The 18,701-nt window shown below is 70.6% G+C and carries 19 protein-coding genes; 12 read left to right on the top strand and 7 right to left on the bottom strand.

What is annotated here, in order from left to right; all coding sequences use genetic code 11:
* Positions 1-5: 5 nt before the first annotated feature.
* The 3 genes from JCR33_RS10710 to JCR33_RS10700 are packed head-to-tail and all read left to right on the top strand — an operon-like array spanning position 6 to position 2,402.
* Entirely contained in the window at positions 6-674 is a 669-nt protein-coding gene (locus JCR33_RS10710) for a GTP cyclohydrolase II (protein ID WP_198882040.1), read from the top strand.
* Positions 675-726: 52 nt separating this feature from the next.
* Entirely contained in the window at positions 727-1,998 is a 1,272-nt protein-coding gene (locus JCR33_RS10705) for an aconitase X (protein ID WP_198882039.1), read from the top strand.
* Positions 1,989-2,402: an aconitase X swivel domain-containing protein gene (locus JCR33_RS10700; RefSeq protein WP_198882038.1), complete on the top strand. Its 414-nt coding sequence runs from the start codon at positions 1,989-1,991 to the stop codon at positions 2,400-2,402. The genes JCR33_RS10705 and JCR33_RS10700 overlap by 10 nt, the downstream gene beginning before the upstream one ends.
* 32 nt (positions 2,403-2,434) lie before the next feature.
* On the opposite strand, the gene JCR33_RS10695 is transcribed toward JCR33_RS10700, so the two are convergent.
* Positions 2,435-3,166 (bottom strand): L,D-transpeptidase, encoded by a 732-nt coding sequence (locus tag JCR33_RS10695; protein WP_198882037.1) that lies wholly within the window; start codon positions 3,164-3,166, stop codon positions 2,435-2,437.
* A gap of 89 nt (positions 3,167-3,255) precedes the next feature.
* Between JCR33_RS10695 and JCR33_RS10690 the strand changes: the two genes are divergently transcribed.
* A complete protein-coding gene (locus JCR33_RS10690; protein WP_198882036.1) occupies positions 3,256-4,035 on the top strand; it encodes an alpha/beta fold hydrolase in 780 nt (259 codons plus the stop codon).
* A gap of 108 nt (positions 4,036-4,143) precedes the next feature.
* Positions 4,144-5,085: a formate/nitrite transporter family protein gene (locus JCR33_RS10685; RefSeq protein WP_198882035.1), complete on the top strand. Its 942-nt coding sequence runs from the start codon at positions 4,144-4,146 to the stop codon at positions 5,083-5,085.
* 22 nt (positions 5,086-5,107) lie between these two features.
* Here the strand turns inward: JCR33_RS10685 and JCR33_RS10680 are convergent, their stop codons facing one another.
* A complete protein-coding gene (locus tag JCR33_RS10680; protein WP_198882034.1) occupies positions 5,108-6,154 on the bottom strand; it encodes a PAS domain-containing protein in 1,047 nt (348 codons plus the stop codon).
* A gap of 241 nt (positions 6,155-6,395) precedes the next feature.
* Between JCR33_RS10680 and ggt the strand changes: the two genes are divergently transcribed.
* Both ggt and JCR33_RS10670 read left to right on the top strand, forming a co-directional pair.
* Positions 6,396-8,159 (top strand): gamma-glutamyltransferase, encoded by a 1,764-nt coding sequence (ggt, locus tag JCR33_RS10675; protein WP_198882033.1) that lies wholly within the window; start codon positions 6,396-6,398, stop codon positions 8,157-8,159.
* 39 nt (positions 8,160-8,198) lie between these two features.
* A complete protein-coding gene (locus JCR33_RS10670) occupies positions 8,199-8,927 on the top strand; it encodes a fused DSP-PTPase phosphatase/NAD kinase-like protein (RefSeq protein ID WP_198882032.1) in 729 nt (242 codons plus the stop codon).
* Positions 8,928-8,934: 7 nt separating this feature from the next.
* Here the strand turns inward: JCR33_RS10670 and JCR33_RS10665 are convergent, their stop codons facing one another.
* The 3 genes from JCR33_RS10665 to serB all read right to left on the bottom strand — a co-directional run bounded on the left by JCR33_RS10665 (position 8,935) and on the right by serB (position 13,282).
* On the bottom strand, positions 8,935-10,746 hold the full coding sequence (locus tag JCR33_RS10665) for an ABC transporter ATP-binding protein (protein ID WP_198882031.1): 1,812 nt from the start codon (positions 10,744-10,746) through the stop codon (positions 8,935-8,937).
* Positions 10,743-11,942, bottom strand: coding sequence for a 3-oxoadipyl-CoA thiolase (gene pcaF, locus JCR33_RS10660; RefSeq protein ID WP_198882030.1), 1,200 nt, complete (start codon positions 11,940-11,942; stop codon positions 10,743-10,745). The genes JCR33_RS10665 and pcaF overlap by 4 nt, the downstream gene beginning before the upstream one ends.
* Positions 11,943-12,391: 449 nt before the next feature.
* Positions 12,392-13,282, bottom strand: a complete 891-nt coding sequence (gene serB / locus JCR33_RS10655) for a phosphoserine phosphatase SerB (RefSeq protein WP_198882029.1) — start codon at positions 13,280-13,282, stop codon at positions 12,392-12,394.
* Here serB and miaA point away from each other — a divergent pair.
* Positions 13,281-14,159, top strand: coding sequence for a tRNA (adenosine(37)-N6)-dimethylallyltransferase MiaA (gene miaA, locus JCR33_RS10650; protein ID WP_198882028.1), 879 nt, complete (start codon positions 13,281-13,283; stop codon positions 14,157-14,159). The two genes, serB and miaA, sit on opposite strands and share 2 nt — an antisense overlap.
* Positions 14,160-14,261: 102 nt before the next feature.
* On the opposite strand, the gene JCR33_RS10645 is transcribed toward miaA, so the two are convergent.
* A complete protein-coding gene (locus tag JCR33_RS10645; RefSeq protein WP_198882027.1) occupies positions 14,262-14,834 on the bottom strand; it encodes a cytochrome b in 573 nt (190 codons plus the stop codon).
* Between the two features lie 35 nt (positions 14,835-14,869).
* Between JCR33_RS10645 and JCR33_RS25305 the strand changes: the two genes are divergently transcribed.
* The 4 genes from JCR33_RS25305 to ilvN all read left to right on the top strand — a co-directional run bounded on the left by JCR33_RS25305 (position 14,870) and on the right by ilvN (position 17,875).
* Positions 14,870-14,995, top strand: a complete 126-nt coding sequence (locus tag JCR33_RS25305; protein WP_269751167.1) for a hypothetical protein — start codon at positions 14,870-14,872, stop codon at positions 14,993-14,995.
* Between the two features lie 224 nt (positions 14,996-15,219).
* Positions 15,220-17,001: an acetolactate synthase 3 large subunit gene (locus tag JCR33_RS10640; RefSeq protein ID WP_198882026.1), complete on the top strand. Its 1,782-nt coding sequence runs from the start codon at positions 15,220-15,222 to the stop codon at positions 16,999-17,001.
* Positions 17,002-17,006: 5 nt separating this feature from the next.
* The gene (locus JCR33_RS10635; RefSeq protein WP_198882025.1) at positions 17,007-17,330 is read left to right on the top strand and encodes a DUF167 family protein; all 324 of its coding nucleotides are present in this window, start codon (positions 17,007-17,009) and stop codon (positions 17,328-17,330) included.
* Positions 17,327-17,875, top strand: a complete 549-nt coding sequence (ilvN, locus tag JCR33_RS10630; protein WP_198882024.1) for an acetolactate synthase small subunit — start codon at positions 17,327-17,329, stop codon at positions 17,873-17,875. The genes JCR33_RS10635 and ilvN overlap by 4 nt, the downstream gene beginning before the upstream one ends.
* A 10-nt stretch (positions 17,876-17,885) precedes the next feature.
* Here ilvN and JCR33_RS10625 read toward each other — a convergent pair whose 3' ends face one another.
* Complete coding sequence (locus JCR33_RS10625) at positions 17,886-18,647, bottom strand: alpha/beta hydrolase (protein ID WP_198882023.1); 762 nt, start codon at positions 18,645-18,647, stop codon at positions 17,886-17,888.
* Positions 18,648-18,701: the final 54 nt, after the last annotated feature.

The raw sequence follows: 18,701 nt of genomic DNA, 5'->3' as shown, positions 1-18,701 counted from the left end.
ACGGGTTGAACTGTCGGTCGATCGCCCCGGTCGAGCTGCAGAACCGCATCTGGTTGTGCGTCGGCTTCGAGGAGAAGGACGAACCGCTCGGCCACCACCCGCATTTCGCCATGCTCTACGGTCAGCGCGACTGGCTGAAGGTCGACGATCTCTACAAGGCCGCGCTCGACGAATTCGCCGGCGGGCACGACGTGGTCTCCCGCGTCCACTCCGAGTGCATCCTCGGCGACGCCTTCGGCTCCTCGATGTGCGACTGCGGCGACCAGCTCCGCCTCGCCATGGAGGAGATGGAGGCGCGGCGCGAAGGCGTGTTCATCTATCTGCGCCAGGAAGGGCGCGGCATCGGCCTGCCCAACAAGCTCGATTGCCTCGCCCTCCAATATGGCTTCACCGACGGCCATCGCGGGCCGCGCCGCTACTCCTCGGACGAAGCGAACATCGCCCGCGGCTTCTCCGTCGACCACCGCGGCTACACCGCCGCGGCGAAGCTCCTCAAGGCGCTGCGCATCCACTCGGTGCAGCTCATCACCGGCAACCCGGAGAAGATCCGCGACCTCGAGGGCGAGGGCATCAACGTCTCCTCCGCCATCGACCTCTATACCCAGGGCTGCTCCGCCCGCGCCGCCGCCGAGATTGAGGAGAAGATCGCCCGCGGCTACATCTATCAGCGTTGACGGCAGCGCTCGCAGGCGCGGGCCGCGCCACGATGCGGCGAGGGGTTGGGCGATGGAGGAGACCGGGTCGTTGACCCTCGGCGAGCGCGAGCGGGCGATGCTCGCCGGTGAGGCGGGCGAGGGCGCCGCCGCCGCGATGCGCCTCGTTGCCGACGCCGCCCGCCTCCTCGGCGCGCGCCGTCTGGTGCCCGTCGCCTCCGCTCACATCGACGGCTGCCTCTACCACGGCGACGCCGGCACCCTCTTCGCCGAGCATCTCGTCGCGCTCGGCGCCAGTGTCGCGGTGCCGGCGACGCTCAATATCGGCGCCCTCGACCTGATGAAGCCGGGCAACGTGCGGATGCCGCCGGAGCGCCGGGCGATGGCGCTACGGCTGATGCAGGCCTATCAGGCGCTCGGCTGCCGCTCCACCTTCACCTGCGCGCCCTATCAGGCGGGCCACCGTCCCGCCGTGGGCGAGGACGTCGCCTGGGGCGAGAGCAACGCCGTCGCCTTCTGCAATTCCGTGCTCGGCGCCCGCACCAACCGCTACGGCGACTTTCTCGACATCGCCTGCGCCATCGCCGGCGCCGCCCCCGCCGTCGGCCTGCATCTGCCGCAGAACCGCCGGGCGCGCCTCGTGCTCGACGCCTCCGCCCTGCCCGACCGCCTCAAGGACGAGGACGCCTTCTGGCCCGTGCTCGGCGCGCTGACCGGCCGCAAGGCCGGCGAGCGGGTGCCGGCGATCACCGGGCTCGAAGGCTTCGCCTCGGAGGATCGGCTGAAGGCGCTCGGCGCGGCGGCGGCCTCGTTCGGCGCCGTCGGCCTCTTCCACGTGGTCGGCGAGACGCCGGAGGCCCCCACCCTCGCCGCCGCGCTCGACGGCGCAGATGCCGACGTCGAGCGCCTCACCATGGGCGACATCGGCGAGGCGCTCGCGCTGCTGTCCACCGCGACCGGAGCCGACGAGGCGGTGAGCGCGGTGGGCATCGGCTCCCCCCACCTCTCGCTCGGCGAGTTCGAGGCGCTGATCGACACCTTCGCCGGCCGTCGCGCCCGCCTGCCCTTCTACGCCAACACCGGGCGCCACGTGGTGGCCGAGCTCGAGGCGCGCGGCCACCTTCCCGCCCTCGACGCGGCCGGGGTGACCCTCGTCGCCGACACCTGCATCGTCGCGACCCGCATCATCCCCGCCGCCGGTGGCGTGCTCATGACCAACTCCGGCAAGTTCGCCCACTATGCGCCCGGCAACATCGGCCACGCGGTGATCTACGGCAGCCTCGCCGATTGCGTCGAGACCGCCGTCGCCGGCACGCTGCGGCGGGACCTTTCGCTGTGGAGCTGACCGCCGACACCCTCTTCGCCGGCACCGCGTCGGGCGCTTTCCTGCCGCTCACCGCGCCGCTCAGCTTCTGGGGCGGCGTCGATCCGGCGACGGGCCGCATCATCAACGGCCGCCACCCCCAGCGCGGCGTGTCGCTCGCCGGCCGCGTGGTGGCTATCCCGGACCTGATCGGCTCCTCCTCGTCCTCTTCGGTGATGCTGGAGCTCGTCCACGCCGGCCTCGCACCGGCGGCGGTGCTCCTCACCAAGGTGGACGCGATCCTCGTCGTCGGCTGCCTCGTCGCCCGCGAGATGGGGCTCAGCGCGCCGCCGGTCATTCGCCGCGACACGTGGGACGGCCTGCCCGAAGCCGCCGTCCTCGCGATCGTCGCCGGTGCGGAGGGCGCGACGATCAGGCCGGCCTGATCATCCGCGCCGTACCCTCCACCGTCGCAGCCTCAGAAGCCGCTGAGAGCGGCGAGGAGGCCGCTGCGGTCCGAATTCGGGCCGAGCACCACCACCTCGGTCCCGACCTTCACGCGGCTATAGAGATCGCTCACGTCCTCGTTCAGCATGCGGATGCAGCCGGAGGACACGGCGTAGCCGATGGTCTCGTCGTGGGTGGTGCCGTGAATGCGGTAGAGGGTGGAGCCGAGATAGAGGGCGCGCGCGCCGAGCGGGTTCTCCGGGCCGCCGGGCATCCACTCCGGAAGCCAGGGCTCGCGCTCGCGCATCTCGGCGGGCGGGCGCCAGTCGGGCCATTCCGCCTTCTTCGAGATTCGCTGGACGCCGGCCCACGTGAAGCCCTCGCGGCCCACGCCGATGCCGTAGCGGATCGCCGTCCCGTCGCCCTTGAGGAAATAGAGATAGCGCGAGGTGGTGTCGACGATCACCGTGCCGGTGGGCTCGGAGGACACGAAGCGCACCTCGGCCCGCGCATACTTCATGCGGTGGCGCTCGCGCATCTCCTCGCGCGTCGCCTGATAGGTGACCCACTTGCGGCTCGCGGCGTCGAAGAAGCGATACTGCGGCCGATCCTCCTCGACCTTCGGCCGTTCGACGAAGGACGGGCGGTAGGTGAAGGTCTTGCCGGTACGCGGATCGGTGAGTTCGACGCCGAGCGCGGGCGCCGCAAAGCTCATCAGCGCAGCCATGGCAAGGATCAGCTTGAGGGACGTGACGACAGGCATCGATCCGATCTCCAATGGTTGACGAATCCTCAACCAATATCGTTACCGACGCGTTAACCATCTGCGTCCGGTCCACCGCTGGAGCCTCCATGTCCACGCCCCATCTGCCGCTGCCTCACCGTGCCCGGGGCCGCAAGTCGCCCCCCATCGTCCTCGCCCACGGCTTCGGTGGCGACATGCTGGCCTTCGCCGGCCTCATGGGCGGGCTTTCCGCGCTGCGGCGCACCATCGCCTTCGACCTGCCGGGTCACGGCAAGGCGGTCGACTATCCGGGCCGGGCCGACGCCACCGGGGCCGCCGAGGCGCTGATCGCGAGCCTCGACGCCATGGGGATCGCCCGCGCCGCCTTCATCGGCCATTCGATGGGCGGCGCCGTCGCCTCCATCGTGGGGCTGAAGCGACCCGACCTCGTGGAACGCCTCATCCTCGTCTCCCCCGGCGGCTTCGGGCGGGAGATGAACGTGCCCCTCCTCACCCGCTACGCCGCGATGCAGACCACCGAGGAGATCGCGGCGGTGCTCGACGCGTTCTTCGGCCCGGCCTCGACAATTCCGGACGCGCTCCCTCGCCTCGTCGCCGAGCAGCGCGCGGACCCGGCACTGCGCGCCTCCTTCGCCACCATCCTCGGCCACATCGCCCGCGGCGATGGGCAAGGCGTGCTGCCGCTCTCCAGCCTCGCCGCCGCCCCCTTCCCCGTCACCCTCGTGTGGGGCGAGGCGGACGAGGTGGTGCCGGTGCATCAGGCGCTGGCGGCGCCGGCGGTGTTCGCCCGCCATCTCCTGCCCGGCGTCGGCCACATGCCGCACATCGAGGCACCCGAAACGCTGATGCGCATCGTCGCGCTCACCCTCGCCGGCCGGGCCGACTGACGGCAGCCGGCGGAACGGACGCCCGCCCGCTCCCGTTCTTTCCCGCAGGACGTCACCACCGCCCGGCCCGCCCTTCGGTGCGCTGCGCGAGGACCCGCGACGGAGAGGATGGCCACGCTTCAGTCCGACCGTGTCGAGCGCGACCCTCGCGCCGGCGACACCGATCCCGCGATCCGCAACCTCACCCACGGCGAGGAGCGGGAGGCGATCCGCCGCGCCGGCCCGCGCGCGCCGGTGGTCTACGCCTCGATCAGCGCCCGCGGCCTCGAGGAGATCAACCGCCCGGCCATCTCCCTCTTCGGCTCGGGCGTCTCGGCGGGGCTGATGCTGATGATATCGGTGATCGCCGAAGGGCTTCTCCATCACGCCCTGCCGGCCTTTGCGGGCCGCCATCTCATCGCCGACATGGGCTACACGGTGGGCTTCATCATCGTCATCACCGGCCGCATGCAGCTCTTCACCGAGGACACCACGACGCCGGTGCTGCCGCTCCTCGCCAACCCGACCAAGCACGCCTTCTGGCGCACCGGGCGGCTCTGGGCGATCGTGCTCAGCGCCAATCTCGTCGGCACCTTCCTCGGGGCGATGCTCCTCTCGGTCGGCGGCATCGTCCGGCCCGAGCAGCTCGCCGGCATCGTCGAGGTCTCCGCCAAGGTGATGGCGAACACGCCGTTCGAGACGCTGCGCTACGGCGTCGTCGCCGGCTTCCTCATCGCCGCTCTCGTCTGGTGCATGCCGACCTCGCGCGGCAGCAAGGTGCTCCTGATCTTCATCATCACCTACGTCATCGCGCTCGGCGACTTCACCCACGTGGTGGCGGGTTCGGGCGAAGCCTTTCTCCTCCTGCTCGAAGGCCGGATCGATCCGGTCGGCGCCGTCGGCGGTGTCATCCTGCCCGCCCTCGCCGGCAACATCCTCGGCGGGACGGTGCTCTTCGCCGCGCTCGCCTACGTCCAGGTGATGGAGGAGATCTCGCAGGACCGCCGGCGCGACAAGGGGCCGCGGGTCGACCACCTGCCGCCGCCCGAGGGCGCGGCGAAGCGCGAATGACGCGCCGCCATCCGCGGCGGCGCTATTCGTCGGCGATCGAACCGCCGCTCGACGGGTCGGACGGCGCGGCGGCCTTGGTCGGGATGTCCACCGTGACGGTGGTGCCCCGTCCCGCACCCGACACGTCGAGCTCGGCGTCGAGGCCGGTCGCCAGCGAGCGCACGATCTTGCCGCCGAGATTGCCGCCGTCGGGCCAGCTCGACCCCTCGGCGAGGCCCACGCCGTCGTCGATCACCTGCAGCCGGACGACGCCGCCGCTCAACTCGAACAGGCGCACCTCGATCAGCCCCTCGGCCCGATCGTCGAAGGCGTGCTGGTAGGCGTTGGTCAGGAGCTCCGACACGAGAAGACCCACCTGCGCCGCCGTGTCGACGGGCGCGTGCAGGTTGCTGAGGTCGAGATTGAGGCGCACGCTCTCGCGCCCGTCGAGATAGGCGATGGCGGAGGCGATGCGCGAGACGTAGGCGCCGAGGGCGATGTCCTTGTCTGAGGCGCGGCGCGTGCCGCCGGTGGTCATCTCGTCGTAGAGGAACTGCAGCGTCTCGATGCGGCGCGCGAGGGTGACGTAGTTGCCGACCGAATCCGCCTTGTCGGCGCGGGCCTGCATGCGGATCATCCCCACCACGATGGACAGGTGGTTCTTCACCCGGTGGTGGATCTCGCGAAGCGCCTCCTCGATGCCGTCGGAGACGACCTCGGAGCCCTTCGCCCCCACCGCGCGCTGCAGGCCGATGAAGAACTGCAGATTGCCGTCGGGGTCGTTGAGCGGGGCGATGTAGACGTGGTTGCGGAACGGCGTCCCGTCGGCCTTGTAGTTGAGGATCTCGGTGGAGACCTCCTCGCGCCGCCGCATCGCCGTGCGGATCGCCTCGATGGCCTCGGGCTCGGTGTCCTTACCTTGCAGGAAGCGGCAGTTGCGTCCCACCGAGACCTCGGCGGAATAGCCGGTGAGGTGGGTGAAGGCCCGGTTCACGAAGACGATGGGGGTGTCCTCGAGGAAGGGGTTGGAGATGACGATCGAGAATGGCACACGCTCGAGCGCCATCCGATGCATGTTGAGTCGCGACATTCCCCGGCACATCCTCCGAACCGACCCGCCGCCGGCACCGCAAATGGAGCCCTAACCCCATCCGCGACTTCACAGTTCACCGATTGCGCAAATGACAATCGTCCTATCGGACCGGCGTCGAAATAGGCAGACCGCGACGGTGTGTCAATTCTCATCGGCTCAGCGAAACATCCGAAAAGTCGACAACAGATATAGGCTGGACGCTTCGGTTTTCGGCACCTAACCAACCATGGAGCAGATCATGACGGCACCCTGGTCCTTCTTCGCGGTCTCCGCCTGGCGAGGCGTCGCGCGGTCGGCGGCGATCGCCCTCGCGCTGATCGCGTCGGGGTCGGCGGCCGAGGCGCAGATCATCGCCAACGGTCAGCGCTTCGTGCCGGTGATGGCCGAACACCAGATGGTGGTGACCCAGGAGGCCCAGGCGAGCGAGGTGGGGCTCGACATCCTGCGGCACGGCGGCAATGCCGTCGACGCGGCGGTGGCCGTGGGCTTCGCCCTCGCCGTGACGCTGCCGCGGGCCGGCAACATCGGCGGCGGCGGCTTCATGGTGATCCACACCGCCGAGGGGGAGAACGTCGCCGTCGACTATCGCGAGATGGCCCCGCGTGCGGCGACGAGGGATATGTTCCTCGACGCCTCGGGCGAGGCCTCGCCCGAGCTGTCGCGCCGGTCGGGGCTCGCCGTGGGCGTGCCGGGAACCGTCGCCGGCCTCGCCCTCGCCCACGAGCGCTACGGCTCCGGCAAGCTCAGCCTCGCCGATCTCGTCGCCCCCGCCGTCGCCCTCGCCCGCGACGGCTTCACCGTGTCGCCGGCGATGGCGGCGGCGCTCGCCACGCCTTATTTCCGCGACCGCCTCCTCGCCGACGCCGCCGCGGCCGCCCTCTTCTATCCCGGCGGCGAGCCTCCCGCCGCCGGCAGCACCCTCGCCCTCCCCACCCTCGCCGACACGCTGGAGGCGATCGGCGAGGCCGGTCCCGCGGCCTTCTACGAGGGTCCGGTGGCCGAGGCGATCGTGGCGGCCGTCGCCGCCAAGGGCGGGCGCATGACGCTCGACGACCTCGCCACCTACGAGGCCGTGGTGCGCGAGCCGGTGCGCGGCACCTTCAAGGACTACGAGGTGGTGTCGATGCCGCCGCCCTCCTCCGGCGGGGTGCACCTCGTCCAGCTCCTCAACATCCTGGAGCCCTCCCCGTTCGGCACCTGGGGCCTCAACAGCGCCAACATGATCCACATGATGGTAGAGGCGGAGAAATATGCCTACGCCGATCGGGCCGTCTATCTCGGCGATCCGGACTTCGTGGACGTGCCCATCGCCGCCCTCACGTCGAAGGACTACGCGGCGACGATCCGCGACCGGATCGACATGGACCGCGCCACCCCGTCCTCCGAGATCGCCGCCGATCCGGGGACGCTGCCCTACGAGAGCAACGAGACCACCCACTTCTCGATCGTCGACGCGGCGGGCAACGCCGTCTCCAACACCTACACGCTCAACTTCTCCTACGGCGTCGGCTTCGCGGCGGCCGGCGCCGGTTTCCTCCTCAACAACGAGCTCGACGACTTCTCGGCGAAGCCCGGCGTGCCCAACGCCTACGGCCTCGTGGGCGGCGCGGCCAACGCCGTCGAGCCGCGCAAGCGCCCGCTCTCCTCGATGACGCCGACGATCCTCCTGAAGGACGGCAAGCCCGCCCTCGTCACCGGCTCACCGGGCGGCAGCCGCATCATCACCACCGTGTTGCAGGTGATCCTCAACGCCACGGTGCACGAACGCGACATCGCCACCGCGACGGCGGCGCCGAGGGTGCATCATCAGTGGCTTCCCGACTATATCCGCATCGAGGAAGGGATTTCCCACGACACCATCCGCCTGTTGGAGGAGAAGGGCCACGATGTGCGCATACAGGACGCGATGGGCGCGGCGCAGTCGATCGCCGTCGGTCCGGACGGCGTGCTCACCGGCGCGAGCGACCCGCGTCGCCCCGGCGGCCTCGCGGTGGGGGACTGACGCCGCGGCCGAGCCGAAGGCGTCGCACGGGGCATAGTTTTGACGAGCTTCATCAAGATCCTGCGCGGGCGCACGCCCGCCGCGCGCGCCCGCCGCAAGGCGCGGGCCGACCGCTGGCGCCGCCCCATCGAGAGCGACCGCGACCGGCGCGAGGCGTGGGCGAGCCTGATGCTCGCCGACCACGGCGTGCTGCGCCTCGCCTATCGCAACCGCCACGCCGTGACGCCCGTGCTGTGGCGCTCGGCGCAGCCCTCCCCCGCCGACGTGCGCTGGGCGAAGCAGGCGGGGGTCAAGACCGTGCTGTCGCTGCGCGGCGACGGCTTCGGCGGCGATCTTCTGGAGCAGGAGGCGTGCGCGCGGGCAGGGCTGCGCTTCGAGCGGCTGGTGCTCCTGTCGCGCGCGGCCCCGCCGAAGGACACGCTGCGCCAGGCGATCGCCCTCCTGCCGACGCTCGAGGCCCCGGTCCTGATGCACTGCAAGTCGGGCGCCGATCGGGCCGGCCTCGGCGCCGCCCTCTGGCTGATCATCCTCGACGACATCTCCACGGCCGAGGCCAAGCGCCAGCTCTCCTGGCGCTACGGCCACGTGGCGCAGGCGCGCACCGGCGTGCTCGACGCCTTTCTCGACGCCTACGAGGCGACCGGCGAGGCCGCCGGCCTCTCCTTCGCGGACTGGGTGGAGGAAGTCTACGACCCCGCCGCCCTCAACGCCGCCTTCCGCTCCAACCGTGCTGCCGACGCGGTGCTCGCCGCCATCCAGCGCGAATAGGCCGGGCTCAGTCCTCGGCGAGCTGGAGGCGGTGGAAGCGGGCGTAGAGCCCGTCGGCGGCGACCAGCTCGGCGTGGGTGCCGGTCTCGGCGATGCGGCCGGCGTCGAGCACGATGATCTTCTCCGCCGCCCGGACCGTGGCGAGGCGGTGGGCGATCACGAGGGTCGTGCGGCCCGTCGCGAGCCGCGCCAAAGCCGCCCGCACGGCGGCCTCCGATTCGGCGTCGAGCGCACTCGTCGCCTCGTCGAGGAGGAGGATCGGCGCATCCTTCAGAAAGGCGCGCGCGAGGGCGATCCGCTGGCGCTCGCCGCCGGAGAAGTTGCCGCCCCGCTCGCCCACCGAGGCGTCGTAGCCCTCGGCGTGCTGCGCGATGAAGTCGTGCGCGCCGGCGAGGTGGGCGGCCGCCTCGATGTCGGCCCGGCTCGCCCCCTCCCGCCCGAGCGCGATGTTGGCGGCGACCGTGTCGTTGAAGAGCACCACGTCCTGCGACACCACGGCGATCTGTGAGCGGAGGCTGTCGATCGTCATCGCGCCGATGTCGGTGTCGCCGATCAGGATGCGGCCCTTGGACGGCTCGTAGAGACGCGGGATGAGGTTGAAGATGGTGGACTTGCCCGCCCCGCTGCGGCCGACGATGGCGGTGGTCGCCCCGCCGGCCGCCTCGAAGGCGACGCCGTGGAGCGCCGAGGCGCCGGGCCGGTAGCCGAAGGTCACGCCCTCGAAGCGCACCGGGTCCGGGCCGAGCGCCACCGCCACGGCGCCGGGCCGATCGGTCACCGTGGGGCGCGTGTCGAGCACGGCATAGTAGCGGCTCAGGGCGGCGAATCCCTCCTGCACCACGGCGGAGAGGTTGCCGAGTGCGCGGATCGGCTGCGCCGCGATGAGGAGCGCGCCGAGGAAGCCGGAGAACTCGCCGACGGTGCTGTCACCCGACAGGATGCGCCAGCCGATGACGAGGAGGATGACCGTGACGGCGACGCCGCCGAGCGCTTCCAGCACCGGCTCCATCCGCCCCTTCTGGAGGGCGGCGTTGAGGCGCAGCGTGCGCAGGCTCTCGAACACGCGGTCGGCGCGCCGGCCGAGATAGTCTTCGAGGCGGTAGGTCTTCACCACGCGGGCGGCGGCGAAAGTCTCGGAGGTGAGGCTCGCCATGCCGCCGGTCTCCTCCTGGGTGGAGCGGGAGACGCGGCGCAGCCGCTTGCCGATCCGGCTCACCGGGATGAGGGCGAGCGGCAGGATCACCCCGGCGATCAGCGAGAGCACCCAGTCGAGGTAGATCATGGTGGCGAAGAGGGCGACGATCGTCAGCCCGTCGCGCACCAGAACGCCGGTGACGCGGGTGAGCGCCAGGCGCACATAGAGGAGATCGGTGGTGAAGCGCTGCGTCCAGGCGGCGGGGCTCTCGGCGGCGATCTGCGCGAGATCGGCGGACACGAGGTGGCCGTAAAGGTCCTTCTGCATGTCCGTCTCCACCCGCGTGACGACGCGCTGGGTGAGCGCGACCTGGGAGTAGAGCGAGGCCGCCTTGCCGCACGAGGCGACCAGGATGAGGAAGGGCAGCGTGGTAATCGCCCAGGTGCTCTTCGCGGCGAAGGAATCGAACGCCCAGTTGATGATCAGCGGATAGAGGCTGGTGGACGCCGCCACGAAGGCGACCGCCACCAGCGTGAGGAGCAGCGTGTTGCGGTGGGTGTGGAGATAGTCGCGCCACAGCCGCTTCGCCAACGGCCAGGCTTCGCCCGCCGCGATGGGCCGGGCGCCGATGGCGCTTGGTTTGGGCGGCCGCGGCGGCGCCGTGATGCGGGTGATCTCGTTCACGCGGCCTCGAGCGCGAGGGCGATGCCCTGGCCGACGCCGATGCACATGGTGGTGAGCGCCCGCTTGCCGCGTCCCGCCGCGAGCTCCACGGCCGCCGTGCCCACGAGGCGGGCGCCGGACATGCCGAGCGGATGGCCGAGCGCGATCGCCCCGCCATTGATGTTCACGTGGGCCGCGTCGTCGGGCAGGCCGAGCATGCGCAGCACGGCGAGCGACTGGCTGGCGAAGGCCTCGTTGAGCTCGATCACATCGAAGTCGCCGATGGTGGTGCCGATGCGCTCCATCAGCTTCGTGCTGGCGGGTGCCGGGCCGATGCCCATCACGCGCGGCGGCACACCGGCCGTCGCCGCCGCCACCACCTTCGCCATCGCGGTGAGGCCAAAGCGCTCCATCATCTTCTCCGAAGCGAGGAGGAGGGCCGCGCCGCCGTCGTTGACGCCGGAGGAGTTGCCGGCGGTCACGCTGCCGTCCTTGCGGAACGGCGTCGGCAGCTTGGCGAGCGCTTCGAGGCTGGTGTCGGGGCGGGGATGCTCGTCGGCGCTCACCACCTTCGGGCCGCCCTTGCGCTGCGGGATCGTCACCGGGACGATCTCCTCGGCGAGACGGCTGGCCGCGGCGGCGGCGCGCTGCTGCGAGCGGAACGCGAAGGCGTCCTGATCGGCGCGCGACACTCCATAGTCCTCCGCCACGTTCTCGCCCGTCTCGGGCATCGAGTGCGTCTCGTAGAGCTTCTTCATCATCGGGTGAACGAAGCGCCAGCCGATGGTGGTGTCGTAGATCTCGGCCTTGCGGGAGAAGGCGGTGTCGGCCTTCGGCATCACGAAGGGGGCACGCGACATCGATTCGGCACCGCCGGCGATGACGAGGTCGGCTTCCCCCGTCTTGATCATGCGCGAGGCCATGGCGACGGCGTCCATCCCCGAGCCGCAGAGGCGGTTGATGGTGGTGCCCGTCACCTCCACCGGCATCTCGGCGAGGAGCACGCCCATGCGGGCGACGTTGCGGTTGTCCTCACCCGCCTGGTTGGCGCAACCCATGATCACGTCGTCGACGAGAGAGAAATCCACAGCCTCGTTGCGCGCCATGAGCGCCCGGAGAGGAATCGCCGCCAGATCGTCGGCCCGCACGGCGGAGAGGCTGCCGCCGAAGCGTCCGATAGGCGTGCGGATATAGTCGACGATGTAGGCGGTGCTCATCATGGTTCTCCCTTTGCGGCGCATTCCCTAGATCAAGTTCGCGCAAAGTGGAAATCTCGGGGTTCCGCGCCTGCCGACGCGCCGGCAAGGCTCGCGCAAGCTTGGCGACAGAACCTGCCAAAGGTCCAGCCGGACCGCGCTAGCCGGAGGTCACATCCGGGGCATTTGTCGAGAGTGGTTGATGCGGTGATCCCGGGCCTGTATGGTTGGGATTCCGAGCGTCAAGAACAACAACGATCGATCGTCAGATCAGGGGGACGCCATGTATAGGTTTCGCACACTACAAGCCCGGGGCACCGGCCTCGTGACGGTGACTGCGGCGATGGCCTTCGTTCTCGCCATCTGCTTCGGGGTTCTCTGATTCATCGGGCGGCGTCCGGCCGCCCGTCCGGTCGGGACCGGACCTTCAGCCGACGCCGCACCTTCAGCCGAGGCCGCACCGGGCCGCTTCAGGGCGCCCCGTCGCCTTCGGGCACCACGAACCGCTCCGGAGCGATTCCCATCGCATAGAGCACCGTCTTGAGGTCGGTGTGCTGGATCGCCCCGTCGGCGGCAGCAGCAACCTTCGGCTTCGCCTTGTAGGCGAGGCCGAGCCCAGCCTTTTCGATCATCGCGAGGTCGTTGGCGCCGTCGCCGATCGCCATGGTGTCGTCGAGCGACACGCCGAGCGCGTCCGCCTCGGCGAGCAGGCGTTCGCGCTTGGCGTCGGCGCCGAGGATCGGATGCGCGACCTCGCCGGTGAGCACGCCGTCGGCCGCGATGAGGCGGTTGGCGAAGGCGACGTCGATGCCGAGGCGCGCGGCCACCGGCTCGGCGAACGCCGTGAACCCGCCCGACACCAGCACCGTGCGCACGCCGTGCGCGCGGCAGGTCGCCGCGAGTGTCGCCGCCCCCGGCGACGGGGTGATGACGCGCGCCAACAGCTCATCGATCGAGGCCTCGGGGATGCCCTTCAAGAGCCCCACCCGCTCCGTCAGCGCCGCGGCGAAATCGAGCTCGCCCCGCATCGCCCGCTCGGTGATCGCCGCGACCCGCGGCTTCAGCCCATGGACCCCGGCGAGCTCGTCGATGCATTCCTGCTCGATCATGGTGGAGTCCATGTCGCTCACCACGAGGCGCTTCGTCCGGTGCGCGAGCGGCTGGACGAGGGCGTCGAGCGCATCGTCCCCGGCGAGCGCCTTGACGGCGGCGCGCGTTGCGGCGAGGTCCGCGCAGAGGAAGACGTCCGCGGCGCGCGTGCCGAGCCGCTCGGCGCGCAAGGCGCCGAGTTCGCGGACGAAGGGGACCACGCGGGACGGGTCGAGCGAGACGGGGGCGACGAGTGTGACGACGAGATCCATGGCCGTCCTCATCGCCGGTCCGACGGCTTCGGGCAAGTCGGGATTGGCCCTCGCCCTCGCGAAAGAGCGCGGCGGGACCGTCATCAACGCCGATGCGATGCAGGTCTATCGCGATCTGCGCATCCTCACCGCCCGCCCCGACGCGGACGAGGAGGCGAGCGTGCCGCACGCGCTCTATGGCCATGTCGACGGGGCGGCCGCCTATTCGGTCGCCCAGTGGCTCGCCGATGTCGCGGCCACCATCGCCGAGGTCCAGGGGGCGGGACGCCTGCCGATCCTCGTCGGCGGCACCGGCCTCTATTTCGCCGCCCTCACCGAGGGGCTCGCCCCGGTGCCGGCCGTGCCCGAGGCGGTGCGTTCCCACTGGCGGGCCCGCCAGGCGCGCGAGGCGCCCGAGGCGCTCCACGCCGAGCTCGCCCGCCGCGACCCCGTGATGGCCGCCCGGCTTCGCCCCAGCGACCCCCAACGCATCGTACGCGCGCTGGAAGTGGTGGAAGCGACCGGGCGCTCCCTCGCCACCTTCCACGCCGAGCGCTCGCGCCCCGTCCTGCCGCTCGGGCCGGAGGTGGAGCGCATCGTTCTCGCGCCGGACCGGGCCGCCCTGCGTCGCCGGATCGCCACCCGCTTCGAGACCATGATGGAGGCCGGCGCGCTCGCAGAGGCCGCCGCCCTCGCCGACCGCGGCCTCGACCCGTCGCGGCCGGTGATGAAGGCGATCGGCGTCGCGCCCCTCGCCGCCCACGCCGCCGGCCGCCTCGACCGCGACGCCGCGATCACCCGCGCCGTCGCCGAAAGCCGCCAATATGCGAAGCGCCAGGAGACGTGGTTCCGCAACCGCTTCCCCGACTGGCCGCGCCGCGCGCCGGACTTCCCGTGAGCCCTCGCCGCCGGTCAGGTGGCAGTGCCCTCCTTGTCGCCGGTCAGGCGACGGTTGCCCTCCTCGTCGCCGGTCAGGCGACGGTGCCCTCCTTGTCGCCGGTCAGGCGGTAGCGCTCCCCTTGTCGCTCCAGCCCTTGGTCATGCGGTCGAGCGTCGGATCGGCGCGCAACAGGCCGTGATAGAGCGCCATCAGCGTGTGGCCCGCGATCAGCGCCAAGAGCAGCCAGCCGAGATTGCCGTGCAGGAGGTTCGCCGGCGCCATCAGCTGCGGCACCCGCTCGCCGCCGCCGGCGATGAGCTCCACGCCGAAGACGCGAAGGCCCCGCCCACTGCCCGCCGCGCGGGCGATCGCGAGCACCGGCACCACCGCCATCAGCCCGTAGAGGACGAGGTGGGCGATGCCCGCGAGCCGCCGCTGGAGCGCCGGCCCCTCCGTCCGCGGCCGCCGCGCGAGGTTCGCGAGCCCCCACAGTCCCCGCACCAGCACGAGCAGCAGGATGGTGAAGCCAACCGAATAGTGGGTCGACCAGAAGAACTCCTCCACCGGCGTGTCGGATGCGACGACGCGCAGAACCGCACTCGTGAACTGCCAGGCGATGACGAGCGCCATCCCCCAATGGAGGCCGCGGCTCACGAGTCCGTAGCCGGACGGGCTGTCGAGGAGAGAAATCATGGGCGGTTCCTTCGCTGCGTTGCACCATCACCAGAATGGCGCACGCCGTCCGCCAATTGCAGTCGTGCGTCGGCGAATCCGACGGCCGCGATGTCGCAGCCGCGAAGATCGGCGACGGCGCTGCGGCGACGATCGTCGTTGCACGCGAGGGCGAGACGTGATAGCCGGGCTTCCTCAGACGCGAAGAAGATCACTCGGAAGCGACATCGAAATGGCACGTCGGCTTATTATCGTAGCGGAGCGCATCACCGGGGCCTGTTGACCAGGCCCGGGAACGGTGATGCGCGGAACATGGGCCCCTTGGGGCCTTTTTTGTTGCCCGCTCGCCAGACCCCGAGCGGGTCGGTGACAATAGACCGCCTCACGGCGGATCCGGAGAACGACAATGGACGAGCGCAACTCAGGCCGCATGAGCGGTGCGCAAATGGTCATCGAGGCGCTGAAAGACCACGGCGTCGACACCATCTTCGGCTACCCCGGCGGGGCCGTGCTCCCGATCTATGACGAGATCTTCCAGCAGACCGACGTCACCCACGTCCTCGCGCGCCACGAGCAGGGCGCCGGCCACATGGCCGAAGGCTATGCCCGCTCCACCGGCCGCCCCGGCGTCATGCTGGTCACCTCCGGCCCCGGCGCCACCAACGCGGTGACGGCCCTCACCGATGCGATGATGGATTCGATCCCGCTCATTTGCATTTCCGGCCAGGTGCCGACCCATCTCATCGGCTCCGACGCCTTCCAGGAGTGCGACACGGTCGGCATCACCCGCCCGTGCACCAAGCACAACTGGCTGGTGAAGAGTGTCGACGAGCTGCCCCGCATCCTGTTCGAGGCGTTCTACGTGGCGACCTCCGGCCGTCCCGGCCCCGTCGTCATCGACATTCCGAAGGACGTGCAGGTCGGGCTCGGCCGCTACGCCCCGCCGCGCAACGCGCGCCACAAGACCTATCAGCCCCGCCTGCGGCCCGAGATGGAGGGCATCCGTCAGGCCGTGGCGCTGATGAAGGCGGCCTCGCGGCCGATCTTCTATACCGGCGGCGGCCTCATCAACTCCGGGCCGGCGGCGAGCCACCTCATGCGCGAGCTCGCCGATCTCACCGGCTTCCCGGTGACGTCGACGCTGATGGGCCTCGGCGCGATGCCGGCGAGCCACCCGCAGTGGCTCGGCATGCTCGGCATGCACGGCACCTACGAGTCGAACCTCGCCATGCACGGCTGCGACCTGATGATCTGCATCGGGGCGCGCTTCGACGACCGCATCACCGGCCGTATCGACGCCTTCTCGCCCGGCTCGCGCAAGATCCACATCGACATCGATCCCTCCTCGATCAACAAGAACGTGAAGGTGGACCTGCCGATCATCGGCGACGCCGCCCACGCGCTCGAGGACATCGTGCGCGTGTGGTCGGAGAGCGGGCCGCACGACAAGAAGCGCCTCGCCCCGTGGTGGAAGGAGATCGACGGCTGGCGGGCCAAGAAGTCGCTCGCCTACACGACGCGGCCGTCCACCATCATGCCGCAGGAATCCATCGAGCGCCTGTTCGCCCTCACCAAGGATCGCGACGTCTACGTCACCACCGACGTCGGCCAGCACCAGATGTGGGCGGCCCAGTTCTACGGCTTCGACAAGCCGAACCGCTGGATGACCTCCGGCGGTCTCGGCACCATGGGCTACGGCCTGCCCGCCGCCATCGGCGCGCAGATCGCCCACCCGGGCTCGCTGGTCCTCTGCATCGCCGGCGACGCGTCGATCCAGATGAACATCCAGGAGATGTCGACCGCGGTGCAGTACGACCTGCCGGTGAAGGTGTTCATCATGAACAACCAGCACATGGGCATGGTGCGCCAGTGGCAGCAGCTCAACCACGGCAACCGCCTGTCGCACTCCTACACCGAGGCGATGCCCGACTTCGTGAAGCTCGCCGAGGCCTACGGGGCGAAGGGCGTGCGCGTCACCGATCCCTCGCGCCTCGACGCCGCGATCGAGGAGATGCTCGCAACCCCCGGCCCCGTCCTCATGGACTGCCGCGTCGCCGATCTCACCAACTGCTTCCCGATGATCCCGTCGGGCAAGCCGCACAACGAGATCCTGCTCGCGTCGGGTGACGACCTCGAGGCGGAGATGGTGGAGAACGCCATCGAGGCCGAGGGCCAGGCGCTCGTCTAAGCCCGATGGCGGACGCCAACGCCTTCTGGCGGCACGTGGACGACGGCCTTCTCCTCGCCGTCCGCGTGACGCCCAAGGCGTCGGCCGACCGCATCGAAGGGCCGCTCAGCCTCGACGACGGCAGCGTCCGCCTCGCCCTCAAGGTGCGCGCGGTGCCCGACAAGGGAGCCGCCAACAAGGCGGTCGAAGCGCTGATCGCCAAGGCGTTCGGCGTCAGGAAAAGCGATGTGGCCGTCACCTCCGGTTCCACCTCGCGCCTCAAGACGGTGCGGATCGACGGCGAGCCGGGCGCGCTCGCCAGCCGTGCCAGAACATTGGTGGAGCCATGAACACACAACCGATCGGCGTCTCGCCGGCCCTTTCGCCCGAGCCGGCGCAGGAGCGCCACACTCTCTCCGTGCTCGTCGACAACGAGCCGGGCGTGCTCGCCCGCGTCATCGGCCTGTTCTCGGGCCGCGGCTACAACATCGACTCGCTCACCGTGTCGGAGACCGAGCACGCGCGCGGCCTCTCGCGCATCACCATCGTGACCACCGGCACGCCGATGGTCATCGATCAGATCAAGAACCAGCTCGCCCGCCTGGTGCCCGTCCACCGCGTCGCCGACCTCACCGCCGACAAGCGCGACGCGATCGAGCGCGAGCTGGCGCTCGTCAAGGTGGAGGGCCGCGGCGAGAGCCGCGTCGAGGCGCTCCGCCTCGCCCAGGCCTTCGACGCCCGCACGGTGGACGCGACCCTCGAGAGCTTCGTGTTCGAGATCACCGGCGCCACCACCGACATCGAGCGCTTCGTGGCGCTGATGGCGACGGTCGGACTGGTGGAGGTCTCCCGCACCGGCATCGCCGCCATCAGCCGCGGCAAGGACGCCACCTGAGGCGAGCCCGTCAGGCGTCGTCGACGATCCCCTCCACCGCGGCGATGAGGCGGGCGATGTCCTCCTCGCGCGACAGGCGGTGATCGCCGTCCTTGACGAGGGTCAGCACCACGTCGTCGTGGGCGAGGCGCTCCACCAGCTCCAGCGCATGACGGTAGGGCACGTCCTCGTCCATCACCCCTTGCAGGATGTGGACGGGGCAGCCGGTCTCGATGGGCGCGTCGCCGTAGAGGAGGTGGTTGCGCCCGTCCTCGATCAGGCGACGGGTGATCGGGTAGGGATCGCCGTAGGCCGACGGCAGCAGCGTCAGTCCCTCGCGCTCGATCTCGGCCTTGCGGTCGTCCGGCAGCTGCGGCCACATCAGCCGCTCGGTGAAGTCGGCCGCGGGGGCGATCAGCACCAGTCCGGCGAGCGGCGTGCCGGCGCGGAGCCGCGCCCTGGCGAGGAGAAGGCCGATCCACCCGCCCATCGAGGAGCCGACCACCACCGTCGGCCCCGGGCAGAAGCGGTCCATCACACGCTCGGCGTCGGCGAGCCAGTCCGACATCGCGAGATCTTCGAACCGGCCGCCCGATTCGCCGTGGCCGCGGTAGTCGAAGCGCACCACGCGCCGCCCGGTCCGCGCGCCCCAGTCGGCGAGCGCCACCGCCTTGCCGCCCATCATGTCGGAGCGAAAGCCGCCGCACCACAGCACCGTCGGCCCCTCCCCTTCGGTGATGCGCACGGCCACGTCGGCGGTGTCGGAGGGGATGAACAGCGGTTCGTCAACCATTGGGCGTTTTTCCTCTGCTACTGATTCGCAGGATACGAGACCATCGGGGCGCCT

It is taken from the genome of Acuticoccus mangrovi (genome assembly GCF_016411865.1).
Classification (GTDB): domain Bacteria; phylum Pseudomonadota; class Alphaproteobacteria; order Rhizobiales; family Amorphaceae; genus Acuticoccus; species Acuticoccus mangrovi.
This window is presented reverse-complemented; position numbering and strand designations above follow the sequence as displayed.